General features: G+C 72.2%; 12 protein-coding genes. 9 read left to right on the plus strand and 3 right to left on the minus strand.

The genetic code is table 11. The features are described 5' to 3' along the window. Positions 1-44 precede the first annotated feature (44 nt). The 4 genes from FVE25_RS05105 to FVE25_RS05120 all read left to right on the plus strand — a co-directional run bounded on the left by FVE25_RS05105 (position 45) and on the right by FVE25_RS05120 (position 4,253). Positions 45-674, plus strand: coding sequence for a TetR/AcrR family transcriptional regulator (locus FVE25_RS05105; protein ID WP_157245172.1), 630 nt, complete (start codon positions 45-47; stop codon positions 672-674). A 2-nt stretch (positions 675-676) separates the two neighbouring features. Continuing rightward, positions 677-1,105 carry an acyl-CoA thioesterase gene (locus FVE25_RS05110; protein WP_246266622.1) on the plus strand — a complete coding sequence of 143 codons (429 nt, stop codon included), beginning with the start codon at positions 677-679 and terminating at the stop codon, positions 1,103-1,105. Between the two features lie 136 nt (positions 1,106-1,241). Further along, the gene (locus FVE25_RS05115) at positions 1,242-3,308 is read left to right on the plus strand and encodes a CehA/McbA family metallohydrolase (protein WP_157245173.1); all 2,067 of its coding nucleotides are present in this window, start codon (positions 1,242-1,244) and stop codon (positions 3,306-3,308) included. 6 nt (positions 3,309-3,314) lie between these two features. Continuing rightward, a complete protein-coding gene (locus FVE25_RS05120) occupies positions 3,315-4,253 on the plus strand; it encodes an acyltransferase domain-containing protein (protein ID WP_181019447.1) in 939 nt (312 codons plus the stop codon). Here the strand turns inward: FVE25_RS05120 and FVE25_RS05125 are convergent. Continuing rightward, positions 4,250-5,065 (minus strand): TetR/AcrR family transcriptional regulator, encoded by an 816-nt coding sequence (locus tag FVE25_RS05125; RefSeq protein ID WP_157245174.1) that lies wholly within the window; start codon positions 5,063-5,065, stop codon positions 4,250-4,252. The two genes, FVE25_RS05120 and FVE25_RS05125, sit on opposite strands and share 4 nt — an antisense overlap. A gap of 115 nt (positions 5,066-5,180) precedes the next feature. On the opposite strand from FVE25_RS05125, the gene FVE25_RS05130 reads away from it, so the two are divergent. Genes FVE25_RS05130 through FVE25_RS05150 form a run of 5 tightly spaced genes read left to right on the plus strand, consistent with a single transcriptional unit; the run spans position 5,181 to position 9,635 of the window. Then, a complete protein-coding gene (locus tag FVE25_RS05130) occupies positions 5,181-6,680 on the plus strand; it encodes an MFS transporter (RefSeq protein ID WP_157245175.1) in 1,500 nt (499 codons plus the stop codon). A gap of 39 nt (positions 6,681-6,719) precedes the next feature. Further along, positions 6,720-7,331, plus strand: a complete 612-nt coding sequence (locus tag FVE25_RS05135; RefSeq protein WP_157245176.1) for a TetR/AcrR family transcriptional regulator — start codon at positions 6,720-6,722, stop codon at positions 7,329-7,331. After that, complete coding sequence (locus tag FVE25_RS05140) at positions 7,328-8,398, plus strand: acyltransferase family protein (RefSeq protein WP_157245177.1); 1,071 nt, start codon at positions 7,328-7,330, stop codon at positions 8,396-8,398. Before FVE25_RS05135 ends, FVE25_RS05140 begins: the two co-directional genes overlap by 4 nt. A gap of 48 nt (positions 8,399-8,446) precedes the next feature. After that, entirely contained in the window at positions 8,447-8,974 is a 528-nt protein-coding gene (locus FVE25_RS05145) for a hypothetical protein (RefSeq protein ID WP_157245178.1), read from the plus strand. Between the two features lie 31 nt (positions 8,975-9,005). Next, positions 9,006-9,635 (plus strand): phosphatase PAP2 family protein, encoded by a 630-nt coding sequence (locus tag FVE25_RS05150; protein ID WP_246266624.1) that lies wholly within the window; start codon positions 9,006-9,008, stop codon positions 9,633-9,635. On the opposite strand, the gene FVE25_RS05155 is transcribed toward FVE25_RS05150, so the two are convergent. Together FVE25_RS05155 and FVE25_RS53720 are read right to left on the minus strand one after the other, a co-directional pair. Next, a complete protein-coding gene (locus FVE25_RS05155) occupies positions 9,623-11,377 on the minus strand; it encodes an AMP-dependent synthetase/ligase (RefSeq protein ID WP_157245180.1) in 1,755 nt (584 codons plus the stop codon). The two genes, FVE25_RS05150 and FVE25_RS05155, sit on opposite strands and share 13 nt — an antisense overlap. Positions 11,378-11,446: 69 nt before the next feature. Next, positions 11,447-11,605 (minus strand): hypothetical protein, encoded by a 159-nt coding sequence (locus tag FVE25_RS53720; protein ID WP_181019448.1) that lies wholly within the window; start codon positions 11,603-11,605, stop codon positions 11,447-11,449. Between the last annotated feature and the right edge of the window lie 25 nt (positions 11,606-11,630).

Raw genomic sequence — 11,630 nt, forward strand, 5'->3', positions numbered from 1 at the left:
GCCCAGAAAACTAAACGACCGGTCGTTCGTATATAGTGGCTCCCATGACCGATGGACGCAGGCTGCGCGGCGAGCGCAGCAGGGAGTCGATCCTGGCGCGGACCGTCGCCCTGGCCTCCGTGGACGGCCTGAGCGGCCTCACTCTGGGCCGCCTGGCCGAGGCGGCCGGAGTGAGCAAGTCCGGATTTTTCGCGCATTGGCGTGACAAGGAGGAACTCCAGCTCGACGCCGTCGACTGGGCCGCCCGCCAATGGGTGGACCACATCGTCCGCCCGGCCATGCACGCCCCCGCAGGCGTGCGCAGGCTGCTGGCCATGCACGAGGCCCGCCTGCGCTTCTACGAGGACGGCGTGCTGCCCGGCGGCTGCTTCTTCTTCGTCGCCCAGGCCGAGTTCGACGACCGGCCGGGTCCGGTGCGCGACAAGGTGGCCAAGGCGATGTCCGACTGGCTCAAGGCGGTCCGCGGCATGGCCGAGGAGGCCCTCGCCCTGGGCGAGCTCCTCCCCGGCACCGACCCCGGCCTGCTCGCCTTCGAGATCAACGCCCTGGGCGAGGCGACCGTCGCCCACGCCCGGCTCATCGGCTCCGCCGAGGCGTACGCCTACTCCCGCGCCGCGGTCCTGCACCGCCTGCGTGCTCTCTGCCCCGACCCCGAACTCCTCCCGGAGGCCTGACCGTGACCCAGCTCCAGCCCGTCCAGGTGTACTTCGACGACCTCGACGCCATGGGCATGCTGCACAACTCCCGCTACGCCCTGCTCGTCGAGCGCGCCGTCTCCGCCTTCTGGACCGACCTCGGCTGGCGCTTCGACCCGGCGCAGTCGGCGTTCAAGGACGTCTTCTTGGCCGTGCGGGAGTTCAAGATCGTGTACAACGCGCCGGTCCTGGGGGCGGGCGAGGTGCTCGTGGAGTTCTGGCTGGAGCGCATGGGGCGCACCAGCGGCGTGTACGGCTTCCGCGTCCTGTCGGCCGACGGCTCGGTGGTCCACGCCGAGGGGCACCGGGTCAACGTCAACCTCGACCCGGCCACGTTCCGGCCCGCGCCGTTCTCCGACGAGATCCGTGCGGCGGCCGCGGTCCTGCTGCGCGAGCCGGCCGCGCTGTGAGGGAAGAGGCACATCCCACCGGGTGACCGATGTTTCCCTCTCAGGGGAAATATCGTTACTGGTTTCCGCACGTGCGCCTGCCCGATCCGATGGCGTGTGCCACCATGGCGCGCAGTCGACGACGGGGAGACCGCGCATGTGTGATGACCCGATGCTGCCCGAACCGGTCGCGGGGGCGCTGCGGGAGTACTGCGGACTGCTGGGCGAGCACGGCATCACCTGGGGCGAACCGGAGGTCCACTACGTGCGGCTCTTCGCCCGCAGGCGCATCCTCCCGCCGCACCTCATGGGCCGCTTCTGGCGGGTGGCCTTCCACCGGCTGGCCGAGCGGCACCCCGGCGAATCACCGAACGACCTGGGCGCCCGCCTGGCCGAACCCGACTACGACGAGGTCCTGCGCGACACCCTGCGCGGCGACCTGCCCGCCCACGCCGCGGCCCTGCGCCTCGATCCGGGCGGCCACCTGCTGGAAGGCGGCCCCCGGGTCGTCCTGCGCGCGCACCCGCGCCGCCCGGTGGACCCGGTCCGGATCCCGCTGCTCGTCGACTCCCGGCGCGACGAACCGGCCACCGTCCGGATCGGCGGCTTATGCCGCGACATCCCGCCCCGCGGCGCCTGGCTCGCCGAGATCACCCCGGACGCCGACCTCACCCTCGACGGCGCCCCGGTGGACCTCGCGCCCCTGCTCAGGATCGCTCCAGCGGCCCGGCTCCGGCTCCGCTCGCCGTACCCCTGCCGATGGAGCGTCACCGGTGAGAACGGCCAGGGCTGGTTTCCCCACGGCGTGCCCCAGCGCCACGACTTCCACGGCCGCCCCTATTTCCACGGCGACGACCTGGCCCTCGACGTCCCCGCCGAGCCGCTCACCGTCACCGCCGCCCGCGGCATGGAGTACGACGAGGCCGGCACCGGCCTGACCCCGCGCCAGGGCCAGGAGCATCTGGTACGGCTGACGCCGCACCGCATCTACCACGCGGCCGCCCGCGGATGGTACGGCGGCGACCTGCACACCCACCTCAACTGGGCCGGTGACCTGGTCGCCGCCCCCGCCGCGGCGGCGGCCGCCCAGCACGGCGAGGACCTGCACATCCTCAACCTGCTCGCCGGGAACGTGGCCGGGGCCAGGGTGTACGACCGCGAGGCGCTCGAGCACTGGATCGGGCGCGACCTGCCCTGGTCCGACGCCACCCACATCGCCAGGATGGGCGCGGAGTACCGCAACGACCTGCTCGGCCACGCCTACGCCTTCGGCCTGACGGGCCGCCCCGGCCGCCTGCACTCCGGCTTCGACGGCGACGCCGACTGGCCGCCCAACTCCGCCGGCCTGGCCGAGCTGCGCGAGCTGGGGGCGCTGCTCGGCTACAGCCACCCGTTCGGCCTGCCGGTCCGCGACGACGACCCGGCCGGGGCGCTGTTCGGGCCGGTGGCCCGCGACTGCACGGCCAGGGAGCTCGTCGCCGACGCCGCACTCGGCCTGGTGGACAGCCTGGACGTGCTCACGCACGCCTCCATCCCGGCCACGGCCGCCGTCTACCGCCGCCTGCTCGGGGCGGGCAACCTCCTCGCCGTCACCGCGGGCACCGACACGATGATCTCCTTCACCCGCTCGGACAACCAGTCGAACCCGCCGGGCTGGGCCCGCGTCTACGCCCGGGTGGACGGCGTGCTGAGCGCCGAGTCGTTCGCCGCCGCCGTCCGCGCCCGCCGCACGTTCGCCACGACCGGGCCGTGGCTGGAGCTGTCGGTGGACGGCCACGGCCCGGGCGCGGTGATCGAGGCGGAGCCGGGGCGGCGGCTGTCGGTCACCGCGACCGCGATCGGCCCGGAGGTGAGCGCGGTGCGCATCCGCACTGCCGACGGCGTGCGCGCGGGCGCGGGCCGGCTCGGCGGCGGTGACGACGCGCTGACCGTCACCGCCGAGCTGGACGTCGCCGAGCCCACGTACGTGCTGGCCGAGGCCCTGTGCGAGGCCCACCCGCGCACGCTCACCACCTGCGGGTACGCGCTGACGAGCCCCGTGCACGTGGACGTGGCGGGCCGGCGGGTGGCGCGCGGCCCGGACGTGCGCTGGTGCCTGGACTGGCTGGACCTGCTGGAGGATCTGGTCAGAACCCGGGCCCGGCTGCCGAAGCCGGGCCAGCTCGGCGACCACCTGACGGTGATCGAGCGGGCCAGGGAGGTCTACCGCGCCCGGCTAAGCTGATCAACGATGGACGTCAAGAACCTCCTGCGCGAGCATCCCGCCTGGCTGGCGCACCTCGAATCGCTGGGGAGCATCGAGGCCCGCTTCCCCGCCGACCCGATGACCGAGCTGATGCGGCTGACCGTGCCGCACGAGGACGTCGCGGGCGTGCTCGCGAGCGTGCCCGAGCCCGGCACCTCGCACCGGTGGCTGCTGGAACGCTGCGTGCACTCGCTGGTCTCCACCATGGGCGGCTTCGACCGCCCGCCGGCCTTCCCCTACGTGCCCGAGCTGGGCCCGTACTTCTTCGTGCACGCCTTCATGGCCGCCCTGCCGTACACCCGCGACTATCACCGCGAGCACGGCGTCCCCGAGGACGTGTCGCAGGCGACCTTCGCCGACCTCGGCCGCAACATGGCCGTGCACCGCAAGCGGCACGGCACGGCCGGGCTGCACGCGCCGTTCTGGTTCATGCTGCACACCCGCGGCCTGCTCTACCAGCTCGGGCGGCTGCAGTTCGAGCGGGCGCGGCTGGGCCAGACCACGCTGCGGCGCGCGGTGGAGGACGGGGCGCCGGTGGGGCCGGAGGGGCTGGCGGTGGCCGTGCACATCCCCGACTTCCACGGGCCGGTGACCCCGGCAGCCTGCACGGACTCCTTCGAGCGGGCCCGGGTGTTCTTCCCCAAGCACTTCCCCGAGGAGGACCTGCGGGTGGCGACCTGCCACTCGTGGATGCTCGACGACCAGCTCGGGCGCCACCTTCCCGCCACGTCCAACATCCTCGCCTTCCAGCGCCGCTTCCGCCTGCTGCACCGCTTCGACGACAGCGGAATGATGGAGTTCGTCTTCGGCGCGGACGCGAAGGCCGACCCGCTGCCGCGCCGCACCAGCCTGGAGCGCGCGATCGGCGACCACCTCGCCGCGGGCGGCACCTGGTACGGCACAGCCGGCTGGCTGGCCCTTTAACGGGCCTCCAGCAGCCGGGCGATGCCGTCCAGGTGCAGCCGGAGGCTGAACTCGAAGATCTCGTCCAGGTCGGAGAGGTCGGCCATGACCCCGGGGTCGCCGCCCAGCGCGGCCTGCCTCGGATAGCGGCCGGGGCCCAGTTCGGCGAGGGCGGCGGGCACCTGGACCGTGCGCCACTGGCCGAGCGTGCCGCGCCGCTCGGCGGTGATCTCGCTGACCCGCAGCAGCGCCAGGCCCTGCAGGAGGCCGCTGACGCCGAGGTAGAGGCGGTGCACGGTCACGGGATCGAGGCCGAGGCCGTCGAAGGCGCCGAGCCCGCGTTCGAACTGGGCCAGCAGGCTGGGCACGAGCGGCGGCCGGACGGTCGCGATGATCTCCAGGACCCACGAATGCCGGGAGTAGAGCGCCCACTCCCAGCGGGCGGCGGACTCGAGTGCGGCCCGCCAGCCGCCGTGCTCGCGTGCGCCGGGGTCCTGCTCGCGGAAGACGGCCTCGACCATCAGGCCGGTCAGCTCGTCCTTGCCGGCGAGGTGGGTGTACAGCGACATCACCTTGACGCCGAGCGCGGTGGCGACATGCCGCATGGACAGGCTCTCCAGGCCGTGCGCGTCGGCGATCAGGATGGCCGAGCGCACGATCCGGTCCCGGGACAGGCCGGGGTCGGCGGGGCGGCGGGCGGGGGGCGCCGGGGTGGCGCGCGTGTGGAGGCGGGCCCGGTAGGCGCGGGCCTGGCAGGCGCGGGAGCAGTAGCGGGGCTTGCGGCCGCGGGCGGGGACGTCGAGCGGACTCCCGCACTCCACGCATGACGCCATTTCATCACACCTCTCTACTTGTGACGAAATCATAGTATCCGTGATGAAAAAGGCCGAGATAGGGCTATCCGTATGGTGTTGTGAAATATCACGTACAGCGTATGGAGGAATGGATATGACCGTCACAGAAAGCGGCGCCAGAGCGGGATGGCGGCCGTGGGCCGGGCTGGCGATCCTCATGCTGCCCGTCCTGCTCATCTCGATCACGGTGACCGTGCTCTTCTTCGCCCTGCCCGCGCTGACCGCGGCCCTGGAGCCGACCGGCACGCAGCAGCTGTGGATCGTGGACGTCTACGCCTTCCTGCTGGCCGGGCTCCTCATCCCCATGGGCAACCTGGGCGACCGGATCGGCCGCAGGCGCCTGCTGCTGACCGGCGCGGTCGCCTTCGGCCTCACCTCGGCCCTGGCGGCCTACGCGCCCAGCGCCGAGCTGCTCATCGTCGCCCGCGGCCTGCAGGGCGCCGCCGCGGCCACGCTGATGCCGCCCACGCTCGCCCTCATCCGGGTGCTGTTCACCCATGCACGCCGGCTTCAGCTGGCCATCGCCGTCTGGGCAGCCGTCTTCACCCTCGGCAGCGTGACCGGGCCGATCGTCGGCGGCTGGCTGCTGGAGACGTTCTGGTGGGGCGCGGTCTTCCTGGTCAACGTGCCGATCATGCTCCTGCTTCTGCTGCTCGGGCCGCTGCTGCCGGAGTACCGCAACCCGGAGCCGGGCAGGTTCGACCTCCTCAGCGCGCTGCTCGTCCTCCTGGCCGCGCTGCCGATCGTGTACGCCGTGAAGAAGGCCGCCGAGCAGGACCACACGCCCGCGACGTGGGGCGCCGCCGTGGCCGGGCTGGTCTTTCTGGCGGCGTTCCTGGGCCGCCAGAGGGCGCTGGCCGACCCCATGCTCGACCTGGCGCTCTTCCGGCGGCGGGACTTCACGCTCGCGCTCCTGGCCGCCACGCTCGCGGTCTTCGCCCTGGTCGGGACGTTCTACTTCATCACCCAGTACCTCATGTCCGTGCTCGGCCTGAGCCCCCTCGCGGCCGGGCTGATGACCGTGCCCGCGGCGCTCAGCTCGGCGGCCGGATCGGTGCTCGGTGCGGCGCTGACCCGGTGGATCCGCCCCGGCCACGTCATGGGCTCCGGCATGATCCTGGGGGCCGGAGGCTTCCTGCTGATCGCCCGCCTGGACGGCCAGAGCGGCCTGCCCCTGCTGTTCGGCGCGTTGTTCCTGCTCGGCTGGGGGATCGGCGCGGTGCAGGCGCTGGCCTCCACCCGGGTCCTGGCCGCGGCGCCGCCCGAGAAGGCGGGTGCGGCCTCCGGCCTGTTCGAGTCGGCCACCGAGTTCGGGCAGGCGCTCGGCGCGGCCGTGCTCGGCAGCGTCGGCATGGCCGTCTACCGGTCCTCGCTGGCCGCGACCGTGCCGCCGGGAGTGCCGGAGCGGAGCGCCGCGGTGGCGGGGGAGACCCTCGGCGGCGCGCTGGCGGTGGCCGGTGAGCTCGCCGGAGACGTGGGTACGGCCCTGGCCGCCGCGGCCCGCGCCGCGTACGTGGACGGCATGCAGACCGCCGCCTACGCCGGCGCGGCGACCATGCTGATCATGGGGCTCGCCGTCCTCCGGGTCCGATAGCCCGCGCAATCCTCTGGCCGCATGTGCTAAATTCTGGCCATGCGGTCAGAAAATAAGCCCGAAGGTCAGAGAACCTTCATCGAGGAGGCCAGGCGAGCGCAGATCATCGCCGCCACCATCGAGGTCCTGGCCGAGGCGGGCTTCGCCGGCGCGTCCCTGGCGGCCATCGCCAAGCACGCCGGCATCAGCAAAGGCGTCATCTCCTACCACTTCGCCGGCAAGAACGAGCTGATGGAGGAGGTCGTCGAGCAGGTCTACACCCGGATCGCCGAGCACGTCGTGTCCCGCATGCAGAGCGGGACCACGGCGAAGGAGCTGCTGCGCACGCACATTCTGGCCGTCGCCGAACACATGCGGGACAACCGCGCCCAGGTCAAGGCGCTCGGGGAGATCTTCACCAACCTCCGCGACGACAAGGGCGGGCTCCGCTACGGCATGCACACCGATGAAGTGCTCTACCAGGGGCTGGAGACCATCTACCAGTGGGGTCAGGAGAACGGCGAGTTCCGCCCCTTCGATCGCCGGATCATGGCCGTCACCCACAACGCGGCCGTCAACGCCATGTTCGCCTACTGGGTGATCACCCCTGGGCACGACCTCGACGCACACGCGAACGAGCTGGCCGACCTCTTCGAAAGGGCTGTCACGTGACAACCTCGACGCGCACCCGGCTCCTGGGCATCGACAACCTGCGCATCGTGCTCACCGTACTCGTGGTCATCCACCACGCGGCGGTCACCTACGGCAACATCCCCGCCTGGTACCACCACGAGCCCGCCCGGGACGGCACCGGCCTCGTCCTGGACGTCCTGGTCATGTTCAACCAGGCGTTCTTCATGGGCTTCTTCTTCCTCATCGCCGGCTTCTTCACCCCGGCCTCCCACGACCGCAAGGGCTCGGGAGCGTTCCTGCGCGACCGGCTCAAGCGGCTCGGCATCCCGCTGCTGGTCTACCTGCTCGTGCTGCGCCCGTGGGTCATGCTCGGCTTCTACGACGGCTCCATCCCGTACTGGCTCTTCTACATCGGCTCCTGGGACCCGGGCCCCATGTGGTTCGTGGAGGTCCTGCTCGTCTTCTCCGCCTGCTACGTCCTGTGGCGACGCTCCGGGCGCCCGGCCGAGGTACGGCAGAGCCCGCTGAGCCTGCGGGCGATCGTGGTGTTCACCGCGGCGTTGTCCCTGGCCGTGTTCGCCTGGCGGTTCCTGGTGCCGGTCGGGCAGTACTGGCCGATCGTCGGCCTGCCCACCCCGTCCTTCCTGCCGCAGTACGCCGCCATGTTCGCCGTGGGCGCCCTGGCCTACCGGCGCGGCTGGTACACCTCGCTGCCCCCGGCGGCGGCCACGTGGGGTCTCATCGCGGCCGGCGTCACCTCCGCGGTGCTGCTACCGGTCGGGCAGGTGCTGACCCAGGGCTGGGCCGCCCAGCTGGCGAGCGCGGCCTGGGAGACGTCCTTCGCCGTCTCGATGGCCATCGGGCTGAGCGTGTGGTTCCGCGAGCGCTTCAACACCCAGGGCCCGATCGGCAGGTTCCTGGCCGAGAACGCGTTCACCGTCTACATCATCCACCCGCTCGTGCTGGTCGGCGTCGCCCTCCTGCTGTCCGGCCTGCACACGCTCGCGGTGGTCAAGTTCGCCGTCCTCGTGCTGATCGCGCTGCCGGTGTGCTGGAAGCTGGCCTCGCTGGTGCGCAAGATCCCCGCGGCCAGGAGGATCCTGTGAGCGCGCCCTGACCCGGAACCCCCCGTGCCCCGCCGGTGTATCGCAGACATGAGACGAACGACCCTCGCCACCGCGGCGCTGCTCCTGAGCGGCTGCACCGCCGCCACCGGCGGCACGCTCTCCACGACACCCACGACGGCCGCGGCCGTGCGTGAGCCCCCCGGGCAGCGCATCTGCGCCGGCGCCAACCAGCAGGACTTCGACCCCGGCCTCGGCTCCCGCATCGTCACCTCGGGCCCGGCCGCCCTGCTCGCCTTCGTCCTGGCCCAGCGCCCCAGCCCGACGGCGACGGTGCGCAGCTTCAAGCTCGCCGTGCGCGCCGAGCCGGGCGCCGACTTCACCGTCACCACGGGCACGTCCGGCACCGCCCTGCTGTTCGACCGGGCGAGGTACCGCGCCGACAACACCTACACCCTGGCCGACGGCGCCCCCTCCTACCGCTTCACCGGCTGCCCCGACCGGCGCGCGCTGTGGGTGGGCAGCATCCTGACCACCGGCCCGGCCACGGTCTCGCTCACCATCCGGTACGGCGCGGCCGTCCGCGAGATCACGGTCACCGCCTACGAGAGACGGTGATGCCCGGCGGCGATTGGGCAGTATGGGGTGTATGCGACTCCGTTCCCGCCTGCACCGCTGGGACAAGCGCCTGTTCAAGGCCGTGGCCAAGGCGCACCTGCCGGGACTCGAGGGCGTCCTCCCGCCGCTGTCCCGGGCGGCCGACAACTGGGTGCTCTGGGGCGTGATCTCGGGCGGGCTGGCCTTCACCGGCCGCCGCAGGCTGCGCCGCGCCGCCACCCGCGGCATGCTGGCGATCAGCCTGGCCAGCCCGCTGGCGAACCTGGCCGGCAAGCCCGCCTTCAAGCGCAAGCGCCCGCTGGCCGACATGCTCCCGCTGTCCAGGGTCCTGAAGACGCCGCTGTCGGCCTCCTTCCCGTCCGGTCACTCGGCCGCGGCCGCCGCCTTCGCCACCGCCGTGGCCATGGAGGCGCCGCGGCGGGTCAGCGTGCCCGTGGGCGTGGTCGCCGGCGCGGTGTGCTTCTCCCGCGTGTACACCGGCGTGCACTACCCGGGCGACGTGCTGGCCGGGGCGGCCATCGGCGTGGCCGCCGGGTTGTTCACCCGGTGGCTGTGGCCCAGGGCGGGCGAGGCCGTCCTCGTGCTGAGGAAGACCCCGCCGCGCGCGGCCGTACGGGAAGAGCGGGAGGACCCGCCCGCGAGTGCGGATCAGCCGGAGTAGAAGCCGTCGAGCACCTTGCCGTGGTGCTCCTCGACGACCTTGCGCCTGATCTTGAGGCTGGCGGTCAGCTCCCCGGTCTCCACGGTGAAGTCGGCGGGCAGGACGGCGAACTTCTTGACCGTCTCGTAGGTGGCCAGCGTGGCGTTGACCTGGTCGATCGCCGTCTGGACCTCCTGGAGCATCCGCGGGTGCCCGCGCAGCGCGTCGGCGTCGGCGGGCAGCCCCTCGGCCTCGGCCCAGGGGCGCACCACGTCCATGTCGAGCGTGACCAGGGCGGTGCAGTAGTTGCGGCGGTCGCCGTGGACGAAGACGTGGGACAGGTACGGGCAGGCGGCCTTGATCCGGCCCTCGAGGTAGGTGGGCGCGACGTATTTGCCGCCCGAGGTCTTGATGAGCTCCTTCTTGCGGTCGGTGATGCGCAGGCGACCCTGCTCGTCGAGTTCGCCGATGTCGCCGGTGTGCAGCCAGCCGTCCTCGAGGGCGTCGGCGCTCTCCTCGGGCAGGCCGTGGTAGCCGCGCATGACGCCGCGCCCGCCGATCAGGACCTCGCCGTCCTCGGCGATGCGCACGGTGGTGCCCGGCAGCGGCGGGCCCACGGTGCCGAACTTGACGGTGGCGGGCCGGTTGAGGAAGTTGCCCGCCGACGACTCGGTCAGGCCGTACCCCTCCAGGATGGTCAGCCCGGCGGCGTCGAAGAACTCGGCCATCTCCATCGACAGCGGCGCGGCGCCCGAGATGAAGAAGCGGATGCGCCCGCCGAAGCGCTCGCGCAGCTTGGCGAAGACGAGCCGGTCGGCCAGCTTGTACTCGGCGCGGGTGGTGAAGGGGACGGCCGCGCCGCGCTGGCGGGCCCGCGCGACGCGCAGGCCGGTCGCCTTCGCCCAGGTGAAGATGCGCAGCTTGAGCCCGCCCTCGGTGCGCATGTTCGCCGCGACCGTGTTGTGGATCTTCTCGAAGATGCGCGGCGCGGCGGCCATGAACGTGGGCCTGAGCACGCCGAGATTGTCGGCGATCTTGTCCAGGCGGCCGTCGATGGCGGTCGGCACGCCGATGTCGATCATCACGACCTCCAGCAGCTTGCCGAAGGAGTGCGACAGCGGCAGCCACAGGAAGTGCAGGTCGGCCGGGCTCAGCAGGCCGAGCTCACGCACGGAGGCGGCGGTGAACAGCCAGTTGTCGTGGGTCAGCTCCACGCCCTTGGGGCGGCCGGTGGTGCCGGAGGTGTAGATGAGGGTGGCCAGGTCGTTCTCGGAGATGGCCTCGACCATCGCGTCGTAGTCGCCCTCGCCGGCCAGCTCGTCCATGCGCACGACCCAGCCGTCGTCGCTCGCCGTGCCGTCGACGACCACGACGGTGCGCACGCCGGGCAGTTCCTCCCGGACCGAGCGCAGCTTGGCCACCTGGTCGTCGTTCTCGGCGATGACGATCGAGCTGCCCGAGTCGTTGATCACGAACGCGGACTCGGCGGCGGTGTTGGACGGGTAGATCGTCGTGGTGGCCGCGCCCGTGGACAGCACGGCCAGGTCGGCCAGGACCCACTCCAGCCGGGTGGAGCACAGGATCGCCACCCGCGTGTCCGGCCCCGCGCCCAGCCCGGCCAGGCCGAGCGCCAGTTCCCTGACCCGGTCGCCGGTCTCCCGCCACGACAGGGAGGTCCAGCCGTTCTCGGACGGGGTGCGGTATGCCTCGGCGTCCGGGGTGGCGTTGACCCGGTCGCGCAGCAAGGCGGGGATGCTGGACATGCGTGACCTCCTGAGGGGGTGTTGGTGCCGACAATAGGACGAACACCCTCGGAGAGTCGATGGCGCCGGTCAGTCACCTCCCGGGCGTGTCGCCGCGATGGCCGCGTCGAGGCCGGCGGTGGTGCGCACCTCCCACGCCCCGCAGGCGCAGCGGTAGTACGTGACGAGTCCTTCCGAGGTGTGGTGGGCGGAGGCGGCGGTCAGGTCGTGCAGGTGAGTGGAGTGCATGGCTCCAACCTGATGTAATGGCCTT

Source organism: Nonomuraea typhae (genome assembly GCF_009760925.1).
GTDB lineage: Bacteria > Actinomycetota > Actinomycetes > Streptosporangiales > Streptosporangiaceae > Nonomuraea > Nonomuraea typhae.